Genomic DNA, 20,176 nt, shown 5'->3' with positions numbered 1-20,176 from the left:
GTTGTAATCTGGTTCGCTATGAAAGAACAGGTAAGAACGCAGGGCGCTCCGCAGGCCATTGGTCCCTACTCACAAGCTGTCAAGAGCGGCGGGTTACTGTTTGCTTCAGGGCAAGTTGCGCTCGACCCGGCTACTGGCGGCATCGTCGCGGGCGGCATCGTCGAACAGACCGAACGCGTGATGAAGAACATTGCGGCGGTGCTCGAGGCATCGGGCACGAGTTTCGACAAGATAATCAAGTCCACAGTTTTCCTCAAAGACATGGGTGATTTCGCGAAGATGAATGAGATTTACGGCCGTTATGTTTCCGGAGACGGCAAAGTCGCTCCTGCGCGGTCGACCGTGGAAGTGTCGCGTCTGCCCAAGGACGCGCTTGTCGAGATCGAAATAATTGCCTTTCTCTGATCATGTCCAATTTCCAAAATGGAGTACAGCTTTCAGTCGCTGGTAAGGTCGCGCTGATTACTGGCGGCTCGCGAGGCATCGGCGCGGCTACGGTGAAGATGTTCTGCGCCGCGGGCGCAAAAGTTGCCTTCAATTACAAGAAGGCAAAAGATGCGGCTGATCGAGTGATTGCCGAGTGCGGAACGAATGTCTGCGCGATTCAGTCGGACCTATCATCGCCAGGCGATGCTGAACAACTTATCAAAGTGGTCGTTGGAAATCTTGGACGCTTGGATTGCCTGGTCGCAAACCACGGCATCTGGCCTCCTGACGACGCGCCTGTTGATGAGATGCCTGATGATCAATGGCGGCGGACAATTGCCGTGAACCTGGACAGCGTTTTTGGTCTGATCAAGCATGGCGTGGCACAGATGAAAAGCCAGCGGCGAGGGCCAGGGCAGGCAGCAGGCCGCATCGTGATCATCAGTTCCACTGCGGGACAACGTGGCGAAGCCTTTCACTGCGATTACGCCGCCAGCAAAGGCGCAGTCATTAGCATGGTCAAAGGGCTCAGTACGGAGCTTGCTCGCGATGAAATCTATGTGAACTGCGTCGCTCCCGGGTGGGTAGCAACGGACATGGCAGCCCCGGCGCTGGAAAATCCTAAGACGCGAGACAGAGTATTCGCGACGATTCCCCTCGGCAGGGTCGGTAAGCCGGAGGAGATCGCTGCTCCAATCCTTTTCCTATGCACTGACCACGCAGGCTTTATTACGGGGGAGATCCTGAATGTCAACGGTGGGGCTGTTCTCGTGGGATGAGGCCTATTTTTCGTGGCTTGGTAACATAATTCCGTGGTTATGAGATTTCTTCTACTCTGTCTTTGCCTCGCCAGCCTGGCGAGCTCAGCGCAAACCTCTGGCTGCCGGTCGACTCCGGCTCCTGATACCGCTTCTCAAACTGCAACAAAAGCCGCCTCTGCCGACTCCGGCGAGATTAAGGCCAAAGAGCTTGTTTCCAAAATGGTTCAGGCTCTGGGCGGAGATGCCTATCTCCACTACACCGACGTCGAGCAGGACGGCCGCACGAACAGCTTCTACCACGGCCAGCCCACCGGTGGAACGGCGCCGTTCTGGCGATTCTACAAGTTTCCCGATAAGGAACGGATCGAGCTCACCAAGCAGCGCGACTGGATCGTCATTCACAACGGGGATCGTGGCACGGAGACAACGTTTCACGGCACCAAGCCCGAGGACGACGATATCCATCGCGACTTCCAGCTTCGCGATCAGTACTCAATGGAAAAAGTGCTGCGCACTTGGCTGGATGCGCCAGGCACGACCTTCTTCTACGGCGGAGCCGGCTTCACCGACAATCATCAAGTCGAGACCGTGACCATTGCGAACGCGAAGAACCAGCAGGCGACATTCAGCATCGACTCCTTCAAATACCTGCCAATTCGCAAGAGCTTCACCGTGCGGGATCCAACGTATAAAGAGAAGGATACTTACTCCGATATTTATTCCGAATATCGGCTGGTGCAGGGAATCCAGACTCCCTTCGTGATTACGCGCATGAAGAATGACGAAATGGTGTCGCAGCGTTTTCTGACGAAAGTCGTGTATAACCAGGGACTTTCCGACAACCTCTTTGTTCCCCCGACTGCCTTCGAGGCCAAAAAGAAATAGTCCCGAAGGTACATGGCTGCGTCAAAACGGCCAGCCACTGTCTCCTATTTGCCACAGTCTGTCTTGAAGGATGCGAGTTATGCTTTTAGTTACCAGCATCTTACGGACTGCAGTTGGTTCAAGAGCAAACAATCCGAGAGCCGATCAGCTTTAGTGGCGTCGGCCTGCACAGCGGCGCGGCAGTGAAGATGCGCGTCCTGCCCGCACCCGTGGGCACCGGCATTTGTTTCCGCCGCGTGGACCTTGAGGGCTTTTCCATCGAAGCCGTTGGCCGTAATGTAGCCAAAGTGAGTTACGCCACCAGCTTGATGAAGCGCGGCGTACTCATTTCAACCACGGAGCACGCGTTGTCGGCGCTAATGGGCACCGGCATCGACAACGCAATCATTGAGCTGGATCAACTCGAACTGCCGATCCTCGACGGCAGCGCCAAGCCATTTCTTGATGCCATTCACCGCGTGGGCATCAAGCGCCAGCGAAGACAGCGGGTTTACTGGCGTATCACAAGGCCCGTCGAGATCGTCGAAGGCGATAAGTTTCTCGCGGTCTATCCTGCGGACCACTACTCGATTTCCTACACCATCGATTTTCCTCGACCCATCGGGCTGCAGACGTTCGATCTCGATCTCACGGGAGACGCCTACGAATCGCAAATCGCTCCTGCGCGCACATTTGGATTTCTTCGCGATGAGGGCGCATTGCGCAATATGGGCCTGATTCGTGGAGCATCAGAAGCAAACGCGATTGTTCTAACCGACGCCGGAGTGAAAAACGGTCCACTGCGCTTTCCGGATGAGTTTGTTCGCCACAAAATCCTCGACCTGATCGGAGACCTGGCTCTCCTCGGTCATCGCATCCTCGGTAAGGTTGTGGCCAACCGCGCCGGACACGCAATGCACACTGCACTTGTATCGCGCCTGCTGCGAGATCATTCTTTGTGGGATGAGGCGCACGTTTCTTATGAAGAGACGAGCAGAAGTTTGAAGGAAGCAGAAGAGGCTGCTCCCGCTTTTGCACGAAGCTAGTCGCGCTGAGCAGTAAATCGTAATAGAATTCTCTGAACTCTTCAGCCCGGTTTCATTCAAATGACTATCGAAGTTCGTCGTCCGCGTCTGCCGGCGCTTACTTCTTTGCGCTTTTTCGCTGCTCTTCACGTCTACATGTTCCACGTGCAGGCGATCGCGGCAGTCTTTGGACCGATTTGGTATCAGCGGCTTGCGTCGATTGGCTATGTCGGTGTGAGCTTTTTCTTTGTCCTCTCCGGGTTCATCCTGGTCTACACCTATGCCGGAAAGCCGATCAGCGCGCGTGATTTTTGGCGCGCTCGGTTTGCGCGGGTATATCCGGCATACGCCGTTGCACTTCTCTTAACGACTCCTTTCTTCATCTTCGCGGTTCAGCACTACAACCTGATTCAGCTACCGTTCATGGCATTTCAGGCGGCACACACCAAAGTGGCAGCTGCGCTTGAGATTCTGCTGCTGCAGTCCTGGGTACCTCCGGCGGCGCTGTCGTGGAATGCGGTGGGCTGGAGTCTTTCCGTGGAGGCGTTTTTCTATCTGGTATTCCCGTTTCTGCTTCTTCGCTACAGCCGTCTGTCGGTCAAACAACTGTTCGGGATTATGGTTGCCTGTTGGGTTGCAAGCAATCTGATCTCGACCAGCTACGCCGTACTCCGGCCGGACGGGATTGTGAATCCCGATTCGCAGGTCTACACGTCATGGATGAATGCCGTGAAGTTCTTCCCCGTCGCGCGCCTGCCTGAATTTCTTATGGGCATGGCTGCCGGGTTTGTTTTTCTTCGGACAGAACGCAATAAAGGGGTGGTTGCACTGCCATTGATCGCGATCGGCGCGATTGCAATGGTTGTTGTCGCGGTTTTTTCGACCAAGATTCCATACGCAATCATTCATACCGCGCTGCTCTCGCCGGCCTTTGCAGCCATCATCTATGGCGTAGCCCTGGGCTCGCGCTGGAGCTCTATTCTCGAGAATCGACTCCTCATTCTCTTCGGGGACGCCAGTTACAGCATGTACCTGATTCACGTTACTGTCCTTTTCAGTTTCTTCCGCACTCAAAAAGGAGAGGTCCGCAACGCCAATTTTCTAGGTCTGGCAGAGTGCCTCGCGATCGTGCTCGCGATCTCGATACTCATTTACCGATTCATCGAAGAACCAGCGCGAAGCAAGCTGCGACCAAAGCCAAAAGCCAAGCCGGCAGTCGCGGCAGCCGCCGCAGGAAGAATGTAGCTACTCCGAGCCGGAGAGCGACTTGAACGTGCGTCCCGCTTTGTTCTGGAAACGTTCTTGGAGAGAAGGGATCTCGCCATTGCGGTCATCGCTTTCGATGCGCTCGATACGGTGCATCGGGAAGAACACGATATTCGCGTCTACCTGATCGCCGTCCCGGACTTGTCGGGCAAAGTCGTCAAGGGAATTCAGATCAATTCCACGCAGGCTGGCGCCGGCAGGAGTAAGCGCAAGCAACGTGCCCCAAAACTTCTCGCGTGGCATGTTCAACGTGACGACGACCACGTTGCCTGGGGCGAAAGGATTAATCACAGCTCAAGCTCTCCTGCAGCTTGCCAACAGGTTACAGCATTCGATCAACCCAGAACTCTATGCAAGCTGCTTTGAGAGGGCATGGAATTGTTAGCTGTGCCGGCACAAGCCAGGCACACTTCTGGCTTTAGCCACTGGGCTTCCCCGCCATAAAGGGTCCCTTGTTTCAATTCAGCGTGGTTGGACACACGCTGGAGCATCCTGTACCTTGAGCATTCTCATTGGAGTGAAGCCCGATGCTCAGCACCTACAGAGAAATTGTGTATGGCGCAGTTTTCGGTTTGATAGCGCTCCTGCTGGACACCGTGATGGACGCTAAGTCCGAAGGCCAGGGATTTCTGGCCGAAGTGGCGCTCCATCCTGGCATGATGCTGTACCGCTTCCTGTTTATCTTCTTCGGACTCTTTATTGGATGGCTTCTATGGCGAAACAATGATCGCGAGCGCAACGTGCGCAAGCTGATGGAAGTTCTCAGACACTTTCATCAGGAGTACGAGGCGAGGGCGGTTGTACTCCACACCAGCCTTCAGGTTCTGGTGACAAAGAACCTCAATCTGCCAGCCGACGCGGAGAGCTTAATCCGCACTGCGTATGAAAAATCTCGGGATCTTCAATCGCTGGTGAAGGATCGTCCGGCGGTGTAGGACTTCGGAAGCTAACAGAGACGCAGCATTCTCAGTCTCGGCCGCTCCCGCCGGGCGATAATGACAGCATGAAAACGATCCAGATTGAGCCGATCGGCAATGTAATTTCTGAAATCCGGAATCAACGTGACGAGCGCTGGGGCGAGATCGTTGCCGAAATTCGTCTCGATGAGACCCGCTTTGAACCTGTGGCTCTGAATGGATTGCATGAGTTCTCACACGTGGAAATCTTGTTTCAATTCGATCAGCTTCCCGAATCGGAGGAAGAAACCAAGGCCAGACATCCGCGAGAAAATCCAAGTTGGCCCAAAGTGGGCATCTTCGCTCAACGCGGCCGTAAGCGTCCCAACCGTATCGGCGCCACGATCTGCGAGATCGTATCTGTCGAAGGACTCTCCCTTCACGTGCATGGTCTGGATGCCTTCAACGGCTCGCCGGTGCTCGACATCAAGCCAGTGATGGCGGAATTTCTTCCAGAGAGCAAGAATGTTCGCCAGCCGCGATGGGCGAAGGAATTGATGAGCACCTATTTTTGAATTTTATTGCGCCGCACTCGCTGTAGCCTGAGATCTCGATTGCGCGTTGATATCATTGATCTCGTTCGCGGCGCGGCCGACGCGCTCGTTATATTCGCCCATCTTTTTCTTCACCACGTCTGATCTCCAGTCCTGTCCTACGCGTGCCGCGACCTTTTCCATCTGCTCCTGCGTAAGGCCTTTGGTCATGGCCTGTACTTGATTCTGTGCCTGGGGAAGAACGTCGTGATAATGCGAGAGTTCCCTGGCCGCAGTCTCGGGATGGTAGGTGAGACGGTCGCCACTCTGCATGCCATCGATCAACTCGTCAGGAGACCAGCCCAGCGGCCAGTTTTCATTCAGGGAATCGTAAGTCTCGCGCAAACGAGTCATGGCTCCGGCGAAGCCGTCCAGCTCTCCTCGTCGTGCCATCAACTCAGTGTTTCTACTCACGCGAATAGTCACAACATCGGAGACCGCCAGCTGAGGAGTGCGCAGAATCGTGGTGAGCGTGTTGCCGTCGTAGCGCCAACCTGCTTTGTTCTCTTCTGCAATCAGAGCAAGAGGCCGGCCATTTACGGTTACCGTTTGCGGCGGCCAATCGCCCGGCAGGCGCAGCTCGTACGCTCTTCGCGCCGGCATTCCAGCAAAGCTCTTTCTCGGAGGCGCGATGGCGATGGTCAGCTGCCCGTTCGATTCTGTGGCTCGAATGTCCGTCCATGCCGCTTTCCCAGTCTGGTACTCACGACCTTTGCCAGAGTCCTCATAAAGCGTGTAGAAGGACTTCTGTCCCGATGAGAGAGGAAATACCGTCAGAATGAGTGGATCCACCGGCTTCTCGTTCGTATAGCGCATCTTTGGAGCCATGGGCACAATGGCTCCGGCGCGTACATACACGGGAGTCTCGCGAATGGAGAACCTGCGCGTGAGTTGGGCGGGGCCGCTAAAATGCCGGCCCGTATCCCATTCGATCCACTCTCCCGACGGAAGCCAGATCTGTTCGGTCGCCAAACCGCTTGCCTTCTCGATGGGAGAGGTTACGGGCGCCACGATCATGTTATCGCCAAACACGTATTCGTTCTTCGCCGTATAGGCCTGCTCGGCTTCCGGCCAGTCGTAATAAAGAGGACGCAGGAAAGCGATGCCGGTGTCGTAGGTGCGACGGGCTTCGGTGTAGATGTAGGGAACAAGCGCGTAACGAAAGTGAAACTGATCACGCATGATGTCCGCGTAAGGTTCGGGATAAGCCCAGATACGTCGTTCCGAATCGGGATTCTTGGTTGTGTGCGTGCGCAGGATAGGACTGAAGGTGCCGAATTGGATCCAGCGTGTGTACAGCTCCGGATCGACCGCGCCCGGCATATGGCCGCCAATGTCGTGACTCCAGTACGCATAGCCGACGTTCGCTGCCGTGGCGGTGAACCACGGCTGAAAGGCGAGAGAGTCCCAAACTGAGATCGTGTCGCCCGAGAATCCAATCTGATAGCGGTGATTGCCAAGCCCGCCCCAGCGGTGGAATAGCAGTGGACGCTTGCCCTCGCGCGCCTGATCGCTGAAGTGAACGTAGTTCAGCCACCACGTCGGATTCACGCCCGCCGTTTTCGTGTTCGCCTCCTGCTGCCAATCGAGCCACCAGAAATCGATGCCGCGCTTTTCCAGTGGATGGTGCAGGAGGTCCATGTAATTGGCCGCAAATTTTTTGTTGGTGATGTCGAAGGGCACGTACTTCTTCGTCGCCGGATCAATGCCCATCCGCCTCGCCATCTCTGCGTAAGCATCTTCCCACGGCTGTACGCCGGAGGCCGGATGCAGATTCAGAGTGGTCTTCAGTCCTTCGGATCGAATCTTCCTCAGGAAAGCGTCAGGATCGGGGAAGAGAAGCTTGTTCCAGCTATATCCTGACCAGCCGAGCCGATGCCCGGATTGATCGTTCTCAGAACTGAACCAATTCTGATGAAAGGTTAGGTGCCAGTCCATGTCGATGACCAGCACGTCGAGTGGAACATCGTTGTCGTGGAATCCGCGAACCAGGTCTTCGAACTCCTGATCGCTGTACGCCCAGTAACGCGACCACCATGTGCCGAATGCGAATCGCGGAGGCAAGGGAATCTGTCCCGCAACCTTCGTGAAGTCGCTGAGCGCCTGCTTGTAGTCGTGCCCGTATCCGAAAAAGTACCAGTCTTGGCGATCGCCCGCCGGCCGCTGCATCACCCACGGCCAGGGACTGTGTTCGCCTTGCGTGAAGCTGAAGTCGGCGGAATCGAAGAGAGGGCGTGAAGAATCATCCACGAGAACCCAGCCATCGCGCGAGATCAATCCCGGATCGATGGGTTCGCGTGTCTTCCCACCAAGCGCGCCATCGAGCGTGCGCGTCGTTCCCATCAGATTACCCTTATCCTCCATGCCGGGACGCCAGCTCATCTGTTTGCCGTTCAGCATGAAGTCGACGCGAAGATTGTCAGCGCTGAACTTGCCGCTGCTGTCCTGAGCGACGGTGTAGGAGAGCGACAGTGCGTCAGTCTTGATGATGTGCCGGTTCCCGCCATCTGCACTGGAGACTGTGAACTTCGGCGCCGGTAAGTGCCGATTCAGGAATACAAAAGACGCATGATCCTCGAACTTGCCGTCAGCCGTCCACTCCATGCGAATTAACTGCGGTGTTAGGACAGTGAACCGCACACTTCCAATGCGAACGACAGCTTTCGGATCAGCAACCGGATCATAACGGCCAGGATTCGCGGAGCGTGCAGCAATGCTGCGCGGTAGAGACGCAGCATGTTGCTTCCCTGCTGCGGACGGCGCAGCTGTTTGCGCAGGCGCGATAACAAAAGAGCCGAAGATAAGACAGGCGACTGCGCATGCCTTGAAAGTAAGTCGAAGGCTGAGAGCGGGGAAAAACGAAAATTGAGTCATGACTCTTGTAAAGAGCGAATTCTAACCTATCGCGCGAGTGATTTCGCCTGTTCGCTTTGGGCAGAGCCACAGGCTAGGGCAACTGTGCCACAAGTAGGTGGTAGGTTCGACTCACCGGCCTGCTCACGCCACATAGAATGCTTACGTCCAACTGGTGCATGGAAACTCTTTGGCAAGATATTCGCTTCGGAATTCGCGTTCTGCGAAAGAATGCAGGATTCACCGTCGTTGCGGTCCTGACCCTCGCCCTCGGAATCGGCGCTAACACTGCGTTGTTCTCAGTAATCGACGCTGTACTTCTGCGCCCGCTCCCCTATCCGGATTCCGACCGGCTTGTCGCCATCGCATTGCAGGATGTATCCACGAAATCCCGCAACTTCGTCATCTCCTACACCAAGCTGCAAAGAATCCAGTCCCAGTCGCAGCTGCTCGAAGGCACCGCCGGATACTATCCACTGCCTCTCAGCCTCGCGATGCATGGCACGCCGGAGCAGGTTAACGCCGCACACACCACGCGCAATCTCTTCGAAGTGCTAGGAGTTGAACCTGCGATCGGCCGCGGGTTTCTGCCGCAGGAGGACGAAGAAGGCGGAGGCGATGTGGCCGTCGTGACCGACGCCTTCTGGCACCGGCACCTCGGCGCGAGTCGCGATGCTATCGGGCAGCCGATTCCTCTCGATGGACGCAATGTGATCGTGGTCGGAGTCCTCCCGCCAAATTTCCGTTTTCCTTTTTTGCAAACTGAGGAGCCCGGCGTGTGGCTTCCGCGTGTCTTCAAGCATTCTCTGATGGGTCCGGTACGCGTGCGAACCGGAGCCTCATTCGTCTCCACGGTTGCGCGGATGAAGCGTGGTGTTTCGATCAATCAGGTAGAGTCTGAGTTAGCCTCGATTAATGCAGCATATAAACGCGATTTTCCTGGCTTTGCCGACGCTCTGAAATTCGAGCTTGCGGTTGAATCCGCCAAGGAAGCGATCGTTGGAGACGTGCGGAAACCTTTGCTTGTTCTGCTTGCGGCAGTCGGAGTCGTGCTGCTCATCGGCTGCGCAAATGTTGCCAGTCTGCTTCTCGCCCGCGCCACCGCACGCCGGCGAGAAGTTGCGATTCGCACCGCGATCGGAGCTTCCCGCATTCGGCTGATCCGGCAGCTCCTTACTGAAAGTGTCGTGCTCTCGCTGATGGGTGGCGCGCTTGGCATTTTGCTGGCATACGTCGGAGTGCGCTTACTCGATGTACTCCCCGACTCAGTGTTGCCTCACACAAACGCTATCGGCCTGAACCTTCCGGTGCTCGCGTTCACAGCCGTTCTTTGCCTCGTCACCGGCATTGGATTTGGGCTGTTACCGTCGGTCACGAGCTCACGGCAGAACGTGAATGAAACGCTCAATGAAGCACGAGGCAGTTCAACGCAAAGTCGACGCGGTGGTCGTTCGCAGGCGCTGCTCGTGATGGCGGAGGTTGCGGTTGCAGCATTGCTCGTAATCGGCGCCGGAGTGCTGATCAAGAGTTTCGCGAAGTTAACCGGCGTGAATCCCGGCTTCGATGCGGACAACATCACTACGTTCTCTCTGAAGCTTTCTGAGACGCGCTATCCGCAACCGGCGCAGAGGTCGGAATTCTTTCGACGCCTGATCGAAGAAATGAAGACGATTCCCGGCGTTCAGTCGATCGCTGCGGTGCAACATCTTCCGGTCTCGCCCGGCGGACTCTTCATCTACTTCTGTCCAGAAGGCGCCGTATGCCAGGGACTTGGCAAAGATCCATTTATCTCGACGCAAATCATCACTCCCGACTATTTCAAGACCATGCACATTCCGCTGCTTCGCGGCCGCTTCTTCGATGACCATGATGTCGCCGGCAGCAATCCAGTAGTGATCATCAACGAAACCACAGCAAGTCGTCACTTCTCCGGACGCGACCCAATCGGACTGCACATCACCGGCACTCGCGAGAAGATACCGATGGAAATCGTCGGCCTCGTAGCAGACGTAAAGTCATTCGGAGTTGGAGCTTCCGCACCAGTGGAGATGTATCAGCCGCTCGAGCAGAGTCCAAGCTCCACGATGAGAGTCATAGTCCGCGGTCAGGGTGATCCGGCGATGATGCTCAGCGCCGCACGAAAGAAGATCGTCCAACTCGATCCCGATCAGCCGCTCGCCGCTGTAGCCAGCATGAAAGAAGTCATCGCCTCCTCCGGACGCTTGAGCCAGTCGCGCCTCACAGCTCAGTTCACTGGAACTTTCGCCCTGCTCGCTCTATTGCTGACAGCCATCGGAATCTACGGCGTGGTCACCTGTTCGGCCGCGCAACGTACACAGGAGATGGGACTCCGCATGGCATTAGGCGCGAATCGAGGAGATGTGCTGCGACTGGTGATCAGCCAGGGAATGAGAGCAGTGCTGCTCGGCGTCGGTGTGGGATTTGTCGCTGCTCTGGCTCTTACACGTTTGATAAAGACAATGCTCTTCGGTACCAGCGCCACCGATCCCCTAACGTTTGCGGCAGTACTCCTTCTGTTGATCGCAGTCGCGCTTCTGGCCTGCTACGTCCCAGCTCGACGCGCCTCGACTCTCGATCCGCTGATTGCGCTGCGATGCGAGTAACTTTCTTATCCCGCTACAATCATTCACCGTATTAGAGCCTGATTAGAGCCTGATTAGAGCCTGATTCTTCGACCCGATGCCGCACTCAGCTGCTCAGGGAGTGGCATCACTCTCTCGTCTTTCCCATCCAGCAACTGTGTCCTTTGTGGGAGCTGCACGCATCAGAGGCTCTGGATCGCGCGAAGCTGCTCTGATGCATGCTGCAGGTTGAGCAACTCTGAGATTAGTGGAGCAACCTCCCGCATCTTTACCGGCCTCCTTATCTTCAGCAACCAACCGCGGACAATCTGTTGTTCTCAGACGTTCCACGATTCAACTTGCGAATTCAAAAGGAGGAAGTTCTATGAAGAAGCTGCTTTCGCTTCTGTTAACCGTAAGTTTGTCCGGCTTTGCTGCGGCCGCAGAAGACAAATCTGACGTGCAGAAGCGGCTGGACAATGCTGCTACCGTTCTGCAGGAAATTACTGCGGCTCCCGATAAAGGAATTCCCGAAAATGTACTCAACAGCGCGCAGTGCGTTGCGATCGTTCCGCACATGGTGAAAGCTGGATTTGGCATCGGCGGCCAGCATGGCAAGGGCGTGGCCACCTGCAAGAACACGCAAGGCTGGAGTGCGCCCTCGTTCTTCACCATCTCGGGTGGAAGTTTTGGATTACAGCTAGGCGCCGAAGGTGTGGACCTGGTCATGCTGGTCATGAATGAAAAGGGTATGCAGGCGCTGCTTTCCGACAAGTTCCAGGTCGGCGGAGAAGCATCTGCAGCTGCCGGTCCAGTAGGCCGGGACGCTGCAGCCGGAACTGATTGGAAGCTGAAAGCTCCAATCCTGACCTACTCGCGCAGCAAGGGCGCGTTCGCCGGAATCTCGCTCAACGGATCAGCGATCCGTCAAGACAAGGATGCGACGAAGGCTCTTTACGGCCAGGACATGACCAGCCAGCAGCTGCTGGCAGGCCAGGTGCCGCCACCGCCCGAAGCAAGAGGCTTTCTCAACACAGTCGCTCGCGCTCAAACCATAGCCACCAGATAAACGTCAACTTAAAGAGAGGCGATGGGCAAAAGGATGTCCATCGCCTCGTCGCGTTACCTGAGCGAAGGCGCCTCCGGAAGACGAGAGCAGCAGTACTGAAATGGCCCACATTACATAGACGCGCTTGATCGTGCTGAGCATACGAGTGCCCCCGAAGTGTGCAGGAAATCGGATTCCTGCTTGTCCCAGAGTCGTCTTTTGAGATTGGGGCGCGAGTGTGCTATTCGAATGGTTGGTTGTCAAATTTCATGGTTGGGAGCGTGATGCGGCCCGTGCTGCGCAGTCAGCAAATTGAACAGTAGCAGAGTGAAAGTAAGTGGACCTGTAAGCCGAATTCTGTACTCCGCTTGCACGGAGTGACGGTCATTCCTCTGGGCCTGACATTGCTGCCAGGCTCGTGCGACCTACCCGGAGGTTGTAACGCGCCGAGCCGGTGCGTGTCCCCGGCAAGCCGGGGGCTCCCTCCCTATTTGGTCTTGCTCCGTGTGGGGTTTACCATGCCCTGCACATTGCTGCGCAGGCGGTGCGCTCTTACCGCACCTTTTCACCCTTACCCCGGCAGGCCGGGGCGGTATGTTTTCTGTGGCACTGGCCGTCTTCCAGCCTTGACGCTGGAATCCCGGACGTTATCCGGCACACTGCTCTGCGGAGTTCGGACTTTCCTCCCCGGCAAGCCGGGGCGACCATCCGGTCCACTTGCCTCTTTAACCATTATAATCGGAACTGGCGGCGATAGCCGCTGGGTGCAGGAGACTAACAATCCGGCAACTCAGGACATCCACTATTTACCCGGCAGCTATTGGCCGTCAGTCTGCATCGTTTTCGGTCGTTGACCCGTGCCTCCGAGTGGGCGTAGCTTGGGTGGCACTTAGAAGCTTCGTTTCGGAGTGCGTTCTGCACTCGTAAGTCCCTTTCAACCCCCAACCACGAAAGGAGCGCTAGGATGTTCACCAGAGTCGTTCAAGTAACAACCAAAAGCGGCAAAGCCCGGGAAGTTTGCAATACCATTCGGGACAAAGCCCTCCCCATCCTGAAAAACCAGAATGGATTTGTGGATGAGTTCACCCTCGTCTCGACCAACGATCCCAACCGGGTGTTGGCGATCAGCTTCTGGAAGACGCGGGAGGATGCGCAGCAGTATCACAGCCAGCAGTTCCAGAACATTACCAGCCTGATCCGCAACCAGCTGGACACCGAACCCCAAGTGGAAACCTACGACGTGGATACCTCAACTTCCCACAGAATCGTGGCCGGCAAGGCAGCTTAAGATCAGCAAAGAAATAAGGAAAGAGGGCGGCTGCAGGCCGCCCTTTTCGTCATAGGATCAGCATCAGGCAGCCGAGTAAGATCAGCATCAGGTAGCCGACATCCAGGGACGCTGCAACGGGCGTTAGCAAATTCACTGCTAATTCGCTGTTCTTCACTGTTCCCTTTACGAATTTTGCAGGTTTTCGGCGGAATTCGATGAAACTCAAAAAAATTCACTGTTAAATTCCCTGTTAGCAGTGAATTTGACTCTCGTGCCCCGCCTGAATTCACCGCCGTAGAACACTGCGTTCTCTGAAACAATTACCTACTCATTCCCGTACACTTAGACGAGCTACCCGGCCTCGATCCGATGAACATTACTGAAGCCATGCGCATTGCCCTGCAATCTCTTTGGGCAAACAAGCTCCGCTCTGTCCTTACGCTGCTTGGAGTCGTGATTGGCGTGTCTTCGGTAATTGCCGTTATGACTTTCGTGAACGGCATCAACGGCTACGTTGCTGAGAAAGTATTCAATCTTGGCGCTGACGTGTTCATCGTTAATAAGCAGAAGAACGTCATCACCAACATCGAGGACTGGATGGCCGGGCAGAGGCGTAAGAACTTCCAGCTCGATGATTATGAGGCCGTTCGCGACCAATGTACGAACTGCAAAGTTGTCGGGGCCTCGCTCGCCAAACTCACTGGAGTGGTGAAGTTCGCTCAAACGTCAAGCGCCGATACTCAGGTGCGCGGCTGGACTCCGAGCATGGGTCGGATCTATGACCTCGATGTGGTGAATGGTCGCAGCATTACAGACGCCGACGAACGCTCTGCCACGCAGGTGGTCATTATCGGAAACGACATTATGGAAAACCTCGTCGGTGCGACTGATCCTGTCGGCAAAGAGATTCGCGTTGACGGTGATACATACACGATCATCGGAGTAGCCAAGAAAGAAGGGAAGACGCTCGGGCAGAGTCGCGACAATTGGGTAATGATGCCCATCACCACTTATGTTCGCAAATACGGAGCTCACAACAACAGCATTCGGATCTGGGGCAAGGGCTTCGACGTTGGCGTTCCCATGACGAATGCGATGGACCAGGTACGCGTGATCCTGCGAACCCGGCGTCACGATGCTCCAAGTGCGCCAGACAGCTTCGTGATTGACACGAATGAAACATTCATTAGCTTGTGGGCGAGCATTAGTGAGAACTTCTTTATGGTGACGGTTGCCATCGCTTCGATTTCGTTGATCGTGGGCGGCATCGTGATCATGAATATCATGCTGGTCTCGGTGACGGAGCGGACACGCGAGATCGGCATCCGCAAAGCGCTTGGCGCGAAGCGACGGGATGTGCTCAGCCAGTTCCTCATCGAGTCTGGGACCATGGCGTTGGTGGGCGGCGTGATTGGCACTGTGGGCGGGATATTCATTGCCAAGACAGTCACGCTGCTGATTGGCATGCCTTCCTCGATTGCCCTTTGGGCGGTTGCAGCAGCTTTAGTGGTGTCTGCCAGCGTGGGCGTTTTCTTTGGGGTCTATCCGGCGAGAAAGGCAGCAATGCTGGATCCCATTGTGGCGCTGAGGTCGGAGCTCTAAGCATGCTGAAGAAAGACCATCTTGAGACGATCAACATGGCGATGGACACCATTGCCAAGAATAAGCTGCGCTCCGGGCTCACTGTGCTTGGAATTGTCATCGGCGTGATGACAGTGATTGCCATCTCTTCGGTGGTTCGCGGCCTGAATTCCCGAATTCAAGAGCAGGTCGCGGAGATGGGATCGAACGTAGTCTGGGTCTATCGTTTCGATGTCTTTCAGTTTGGGCGTCCTTCCACAGAGCTTCTCACCCGCAAGGAGCTGGCACTCGAAGATGCACTTGCGTTGCGCGATCTCCCACACGTGAACTCTGTTGGGGCCGGTATCCGGATGTTCATGCCGCAGTTCGGTTCCGGTACGTACTCGGTCAAGTACAAGGGCCGTAAGGCAAGCAACGTGATCCTTGAAGGCGACACCGCTTCGATCAAGGACGTCTACGACATCGCTCTCAGAGAAGGCCGTTTCTTCACTGAGGAAGAAGATCAGCGTCGCGCGGATGTGATCGCGGTCGGGTACGACACGGCTGAAGAGCTGTTTGGAGCAGAGTCCCCGCTCGGGAAGGAAATCAATATCGAAGGCGAGTTGTTTTCAGTGATCGCCGTTGCTGATAAGCGGAAGTCTGGCGTTGGCGGAGGCAAGAATCCCGACGACAATATCGTGTATTTCCCACTGCAAACCTTTAAGAAGATTCATCCGGAACTGAAAGATCATTGGGTGAGCGTTAAGGCCGATTCCCACGCTACCGTCGACGCCGTTAAAGACGAAATTCGCGAGGTTCTGCGCCGGCGTCGGCACGTGAAGTTCAATCAGCCGGATAATTTTGCGATCTTCACGCCAGACGCGCTGTCTGATCTCTGGGCACAACTAACCGGCGGCATCTTTGTATTCATGTTTGCTGTATCCAGCGTCGGTTTGATTGTCGGCGGCGTGGGCGTGATGAACATTATGCTGGTCTCTGTTACCGAACGGACGCGTGAGATTGGTGTGCGAAAGGCTATTGGAGCCACAAAACGGAACATCCTCTTCCAGTTCACGCTGGAGGCCATAACCTTGTGTGCCTTGGGCGGTGTGATTGGTATCGTCATCGGCGGGATGATCACCTGGGGCATCCGTGCTGCTTTCCAGGCGCTTCCGGCAACGATGTCGGTATATTGGACCGTCGCGGCGTTCAGCGTCTCATGCTCGATTGGGCTGCTGTTTGGGATCTACCCTGCGTGGAAGGCCGCGAATCTGGACCCAATCGAAGCTCTGCGATATGAATAACCGGCTGCTGCGTGACGAAAAGATTGTTCCTTAGGCCAGCAGCGGCCTGCTCTTCCTGCATCTAATCACGCGGTTCTCTGGCTTTGCCGCCTTCCCACTTCGTCATCATGGAACGCTACATCTGTATTCACGCTCATTTCTATCAGCCGCCCCGCGAGAATCCCTGGCTCGAGACTGTGGAGGTGCAGGACTCCGCTTATCCCTTCCACGATTGGAACCAGCGGATCACCAACGAGTGCTATGCGCCGAATGCGGCCGCACGCATCCTCGACGATCAGGGCTGCATTTCTAAAATCACCAACAACTATGCGCGTGTCAGCTTCAATTTTGGTCCAACGCTCTTGTCTTGGCTCGAGGAGCAAGAGCCAGAGGTCTACCGTTCGATCCTTGACGCTGATCGGATGAGTCAGGAGCGATTCTCAGGGCATGGCTCTGCCATTGCTCAAGCGTATAACCACATGATTCTGCCGTTAGCGAATAACCATGATCGCTACACGCAGATCTACTGGGGAATGCGTGACTTTGAATCTCGTTTTCAGCGAAAGCCGGAAGGTATGTGGCTGCCCGAGACCGCCGTGGATCTGCAGTCGCTCGACCTAATGGCCCAGCTTGGGATCAAATTTACGATTTTGTCGCCGTATCAGGCTTGGCGTTTCCGCCGGATTGGCTCCCGCGCCTACCGTGATGCGAGTGGAGCGAAGATCGATCCCAGTCGTCCGTACATCGTGCGCCTGCGCGACGGGCGCAGCATCACCGTATTTTTCTACGACGCACCCATTTCGCAGGCAGTGGCATTCGAGAAGCTGCTCAACAGCGGCGAGCAATTCGCGCATCGCCTGGCCGGAGGCTTTTCCGACGCCCGCGACTGGCCACAGCTGATGCATATCGCCACCGATGGCGAAAGTTACGGACATCATCACGCACACGGAGACATGGCCCTTGCTTATGCGCTCCAGTACATCGAAGAAAAGGGAATCGCCAAGCTCACGAACTACGGCGAGTACCTGGAGAAACATCCACCTCAGCATGAAGCGCAGATCATCGAGAACAGTTCCTGGAGTTGCTCGCACGGCGTCGCACGCTGGCGCGAGAACTGCGGCTGCAATTCCGGAGCTAGCAATGGGTGGAACCAGGAATGGCGCACGCCATTGCGCAATGCGCTCGATTGGCTCCGCGACACGGCGCTGCCGTTCTACGAGCAGCGAGCTGCAATATTCTTCGCAGACGTGTGGAAAGCGCGCAATGAATACATATCGGTGATTCTGGATCGCTCGTCTGAGAGCGTGGACCGCTTCCTTGCCCAAAATGCCTCCCATCAGGTTTCAGGCGAAGAACGTGTCACGGCACTCGAGCTTCTCGAGATGGAACGACACGCCATGCTCATGTACACGAGCTGCGGCTGGTTCTTTGACGAACTCTCGGGCATCGAGACCGTTCAAGTGATTGCCTATGCCGGGCGTGTCATCCAGCTGATGAAGAAGCTCGCCGGTGAAGAGGGCAACTCTGTTGAGCAGGGCTTGCTTGAGCGCCTCGAGCAGGCAAAGAGCAACCTTCCTGAACATCAGAATGGAGCGGAGATCTACAGGAAGTGGATCATTCCTTCGGCGGTTGGACTTGAGCAGGTGGCGGCACACTATGCCATAAGTTCACTCTTTGAAGCTGGCGCTTCGAAGTACTGCTACACGATTGAGCCGAGCGATTACCGGACTCTCGTCTCCGGCAAGATGCAGCTTGCATTAGGCCAAGCGGGAGTTTGTTCGCGTATTACGCAGGAATGCGATCGATTCACTTTCGCTGTCCTGCACATGGGAGATCACACGCTCAGTGCCGGCGTACGGAAAGGCGCCGAGGGAGATTCCTACGACCAAACGGTGCAGGAATTGAACGAGGTGTTCTCGCGGGCCGATGTTCCAGCGGTTCTTCGAGTGCTCGATCAGCGCTTTGGCGGTGCGATCTACTCGCTCAAGTCGTTGTTCCGAGACGAGCAGCGGCGCATTGTCGATCACATTCTGGAATCCACTATGCAGGAGACGGAAGCGAGCTTGCGAACCATCTACGAGCACCATGCGCCGTTGATGCGTTTTCTGTCAGGCACAAATTTCCCCCGGCCAAAGCCTCTGGCGCTAGCGGCGGAATTTGTTCTCAATGCTGCGCTGCGTCGAGAGTTTCGTAAGGAATTTCTCGACCTGCGCGAAGCTCACAAATTGCTGAACGAAGCCAAAGAAGAGCGCGTTCCGTTGGACTCGGCGGGGCTTGCCTATCTGATGGAGCGTAAATTGAACGCTCTGATGCTGCACTTCTTCCGGCATCCGCAAAATTTAGGTCTTCTGCGCAAAATTCTCTCACTGCGTGAGCTCCTGAAAGACCTGCCGTTTGCAGTAAATCTCTGGAAGGTTGAAAATCTCTATTACCAGATGTCGAGAAGCACCTATCCGGAGTTGGTGAAATCGGGGGCGGTCTCGACTGAGTGGTCCAACGATTTCCTTAAACTAGGGAGCGAACTGCGAATTCGCGTGGAACCGGTAAAGGATGTTCCCGAACCGCAAATGGCTCTCGTCAGCTGACTCCATACACCTCGGAGGTACCCATGGATCTGCTCGACCGCCTGGATTTCCACCTCTCTCCTCGCAGCAAGAAATTCCTGATTGGCGCCGCAGTTGTGACAGTGGGCGGCGTTGTGCTGGGCGCAGCGGCAGCAGGGCTAGCAGCCTCGGCTTTTCTGCGCAGCAGACGCAGCTTCTCGCTCTCAGGCAAAGTAGTCTTCATCACCGGCGGATCCCGTGGGCTTGGTCTGGCCATGGCGGAAGAGTTCGCGCGTCGTGGAGCTAAGGTCGCTATATGTGCCCGCGACTCGGACGAACTGGTAAGAGCGCGGCAATGCATCGAGCGCGAAACCGGCGTAACAGTCATGACTTTTGTCTGCGATGTCTCTGACCGTGCTCAAGTCGAGAGCACTGTTCAGGACGTCCAAAACCATTTTGGCACAATCGACGTACTGGTAAACAATGCCGGCATCATTGCGGTTGGCCCAATCGAGAATCAGACGCTCGAAGATTTTGAAGAGGCGATGAAGGTGAATTTCTGGAGTCAGGTCTACGCTACATTGGCTGTGCTCCCAGAAATGCGTCGACATCCTGAAGCTCGCATTGTGAACATCACCTCGATCGGCGGCAAAGTTAGCGTTCCACACCTCCTCCCGTACAGCTGCTCGAAATTCGCCGCAGTCGCCCTTTCCGAAGGGCTGCGAGCCGAACTGGGAAACACCGGGATCAAAGTTGTGACGGTCGTTCCCGGACTCATGCGAACGGGCTCACACATCAATGCGGAATTCAAAGGCAAGCACAGTCAGGAATTCACCTGGTTCAGCCTGAGTGGAACAAATCCAATGACATCGATCAGCGTGAGTCGCGCAGCGAAACAGATTGCTGATGCGACGGCAAGTGGCAGGTCAGAGCTGATCATCAGCTGGCAGGCTGAGCTGCTGGCGCGCTTCCACGGCATTGCTCCGGAACTCACAACTGAGATCCTTGGACTCGTGAGCCGCACTCTGCCGAGTGCTGGCGAATCAGACGAAAAACGTAAGGGCAAAGACAGCGAGAATGCCGTCACCAAGTCCGCGCTGACCGCACTCGGACAAATGGCAGCGAGACGCTACAACCAGACACCGGCATAGCCCCTCCAAAGCACGTATGTAGAGACGCAGCCCACTGCATCTCTGCTCTCCAGCG

General features: G+C 55.8%; 16 protein-coding genes and 1 other RNA gene. 14 read left to right on the top strand and 3 right to left on the bottom strand.

Features of this window, described 5'->3' with window-relative positions; all coding sequences use genetic code 11:
- Window positions 1–18 precede the first annotated feature (18 nt).
- From DMG62_09345 to DMG62_09325, 5 genes are all read left to right on the top strand, one after another.
- Window positions 19–405 carry a reactive intermediate/imine deaminase gene (locus DMG62_09345; GenBank protein PYY23340.1) on the top strand — a complete coding sequence of 129 codons (387 nt, stop codon included), beginning with the start codon at window positions 19–21 and terminating at the stop codon, window positions 403–405.
- Window positions 406–407: 2 nt separating this feature from the next.
- Window positions 408–1,205 (top strand): short-chain dehydrogenase, encoded by a 798-nt coding sequence (locus tag DMG62_09340; GenBank protein ID PYY23284.1) that lies wholly within the window; start codon window positions 408–410, stop codon window positions 1,203–1,205.
- A gap of 33 nt (window positions 1,206–1,238) precedes the next feature.
- A complete protein-coding gene (locus tag DMG62_09335; GenBank protein PYY23283.1) occupies window positions 1,239–2,072 on the top strand; it encodes a hypothetical protein in 834 nt (277 codons plus the stop codon).
- 107 nt (window positions 2,073–2,179) lie between these two features.
- A complete protein-coding gene (locus DMG62_09330) occupies window positions 2,180–3,097 on the top strand; it encodes a UDP-3-O-[3-hydroxymyristoyl] N-acetylglucosamine deacetylase (protein PYY23282.1) in 918 nt (305 codons plus the stop codon).
- Between the two features lie 60 nt (window positions 3,098–3,157).
- On the top strand, window positions 3,158–4,321 hold the full coding sequence (locus tag DMG62_09325; GenBank protein PYY23281.1) for a hypothetical protein: 1,164 nt from the start codon (window positions 3,158–3,160) through the stop codon (window positions 4,319–4,321).
- On the opposite strand, the gene DMG62_09320 is transcribed toward DMG62_09325, so the two are convergent.
- Window positions 4,322–4,633: a hypothetical protein gene (locus tag DMG62_09320; protein PYY23280.1), complete on the bottom strand. Its 312-nt coding sequence runs from the start codon at window positions 4,631–4,633 to the stop codon at window positions 4,322–4,324. It lies immediately after the preceding gene.
- Window positions 4,634–4,869: 236 nt separating this feature from the next.
- Here DMG62_09320 and DMG62_09315 point away from each other — a divergent pair, with 236 nt between their 5' ends.
- Both DMG62_09315 and DMG62_09310 read left to right on the top strand, forming a co-directional pair.
- Window positions 4,870–5,277, top strand: coding sequence for a hypothetical protein (locus DMG62_09315; GenBank protein PYY23279.1), 408 nt, complete (start codon window positions 4,870–4,872; stop codon window positions 5,275–5,277).
- Window positions 5,278–5,345: 68 nt separating this feature from the next.
- Window positions 5,346–5,813, top strand: a complete 468-nt coding sequence (locus DMG62_09310) for a tRNA (N6-threonylcarbamoyladenosine(37)-N6)-methyltransferase TrmO (GenBank protein ID PYY23278.1) — start codon at window positions 5,346–5,348, stop codon at window positions 5,811–5,813.
- A gap of 3 nt (window positions 5,814–5,816) precedes the next feature.
- Here the strand turns inward: DMG62_09310 and DMG62_09305 are convergent, their stop codons facing one another.
- Window positions 5,817–8,705 carry an alpha-glucosidase gene (locus tag DMG62_09305; protein ID PYY23277.1) on the bottom strand — a complete coding sequence of 963 codons (2,889 nt, stop codon included), beginning with the start codon at window positions 8,703–8,705 and terminating at the stop codon, window positions 5,817–5,819.
- Window positions 8,706–8,842: 137 nt separating this feature from the next.
- On the opposite strand from DMG62_09305, the gene DMG62_09300 reads away from it, so the two are divergent.
- Both DMG62_09300 and DMG62_09295 read left to right on the top strand, forming a co-directional pair.
- The gene (locus tag DMG62_09300) at window positions 8,843–11,308 is read left to right on the top strand and encodes a hypothetical protein (protein PYY23276.1); all 2,466 of its coding nucleotides are present in this window, start codon (window positions 8,843–8,845) and stop codon (window positions 11,306–11,308) included.
- A 343-nt stretch (window positions 11,309–11,651) separates the two neighbouring features.
- Entirely contained in the window at window positions 11,652–12,335 is a 684-nt protein-coding gene (locus tag DMG62_09295) for a hypothetical protein (GenBank protein PYY23275.1), read from the top strand.
- A 309-nt stretch (window positions 12,336–12,644) separates the two neighbouring features.
- Here DMG62_09295 and rnpB read toward each other — a convergent pair.
- Window positions 12,645–13,034, bottom strand: an RNA gene (gene rnpB, locus DMG62_09290) — RNase P RNA component class A.
- 244 nt (window positions 13,035–13,278) lie between these two features.
- Between rnpB and DMG62_09285 the strand changes: the two genes are divergently transcribed.
- The 5 genes from DMG62_09285 (at window position 13,279) to DMG62_09265 (ending at window position 20,121) form a co-directional block, all read left to right on the top strand.
- Window positions 13,279–13,602, top strand: coding sequence for a hypothetical protein (locus DMG62_09285; GenBank protein PYY23274.1), 324 nt, complete (start codon window positions 13,279–13,281; stop codon window positions 13,600–13,602).
- A 351-nt stretch (window positions 13,603–13,953) separates the two neighbouring features.
- Window positions 13,954–15,186: an ABC transporter permease gene (locus DMG62_09280; GenBank protein PYY23273.1), complete on the top strand. Its 1,233-nt coding sequence runs from the start codon at window positions 13,954–13,956 to the stop codon at window positions 15,184–15,186.
- A gap of 2 nt (window positions 15,187–15,188) precedes the next feature.
- Window positions 15,189–16,448, top strand: a complete 1,260-nt coding sequence (locus tag DMG62_09275; protein ID PYY23272.1) for an ABC transporter permease — start codon at window positions 15,189–15,191, stop codon at window positions 16,446–16,448.
- A 104-nt stretch (window positions 16,449–16,552) separates the two neighbouring features.
- The gene (locus tag DMG62_09270; GenBank protein ID PYY23339.1) at window positions 16,553–19,012 is read left to right on the top strand and encodes a glycoside hydrolase; all 2,460 of its coding nucleotides are present in this window, start codon (window positions 16,553–16,555) and stop codon (window positions 19,010–19,012) included.
- 23 nt (window positions 19,013–19,035) lie between these two features.
- On the top strand, window positions 19,036–20,121 hold the full coding sequence (locus DMG62_09265; GenBank protein ID PYY23271.1) for a ketoacyl reductase: 1,086 nt from the start codon (window positions 19,036–19,038) through the stop codon (window positions 20,119–20,121).
- Window positions 20,122–20,176 lie beyond the last annotated feature (55 nt).

It is taken from the genome of Acidobacteriota bacterium, assembly GCA_003225175.1.
In the GTDB taxonomy this organism is placed as follows: domain Bacteria; phylum Acidobacteriota; class Terriglobia; order Terriglobales; family Acidobacteriaceae; genus Gp1-AA112.
Note: the sequence above shows the minus strand (reverse complement) of the source record. Positions and strands in the feature narration are given on the sequence as shown.

Bases quoted from the DNA above. Each gene is read 5' to 3' on its own strand.
- DMG62_09325 (PYY23281.1), top strand. From the start codon at position 3,158: ATGACTATCGAAGTTCGTCGTCCGCGTCTGCCGGCGCTTACTTCTTTG.
- DMG62_09285 (PYY23274.1), top strand. From the start codon at position 13,279: ATGTTCACCAGAGTCGTTCAAGTAACAACCAAAAGCGGCAAAGCCCGG.
- DMG62_09340 (PYY23284.1), top strand. From the start codon at position 408: ATGTCCAATTTCCAAAATGGAGTACAGCTTTCAGTCGCTGGTAAGGTC.
- DMG62_09300 (PYY23276.1), top strand. From the start codon at position 8,843: ATGCTTACGTCCAACTGGTGCATGGAAACTCTTTGGCAAGATATTCGC.
- DMG62_09345 (PYY23340.1), top strand. From the start codon at position 19: ATGAAAGAACAGGTAAGAACGCAGGGCGCTCCGCAGGCCATTGGTCCC.
- DMG62_09275 (PYY23272.1), top strand. From the start codon at position 15,189: ATGCTGAAGAAAGACCATCTTGAGACGATCAACATGGCGATGGACACC.
- DMG62_09310 (PYY23278.1), top strand. From the start codon at position 5,346: ATGAAAACGATCCAGATTGAGCCGATCGGCAATGTAATTTCTGAAATC.
- DMG62_09280 (PYY23273.1), top strand. From the start codon at position 13,954: ATGAACATTACTGAAGCCATGCGCATTGCCCTGCAATCTCTTTGGGCA.
- DMG62_09295 (PYY23275.1), top strand. From the start codon at position 11,652: ATGAAGAAGCTGCTTTCGCTTCTGTTAACCGTAAGTTTGTCCGGCTTT.
- DMG62_09315 (PYY23279.1), top strand. From the start codon at position 4,870: ATGCTCAGCACCTACAGAGAAATTGTGTATGGCGCAGTTTTCGGTTTG.
- DMG62_09265 (PYY23271.1), top strand. From the start codon at position 19,036: ATGGATCTGCTCGACCGCCTGGATTTCCACCTCTCTCCTCGCAGCAAG.
- DMG62_09305 (PYY23277.1), bottom strand. From the start codon at position 8,705: ATGACTCAATTTTCGTTTTTCCCCGCTCTCAGCCTTCGACTTACTTTC.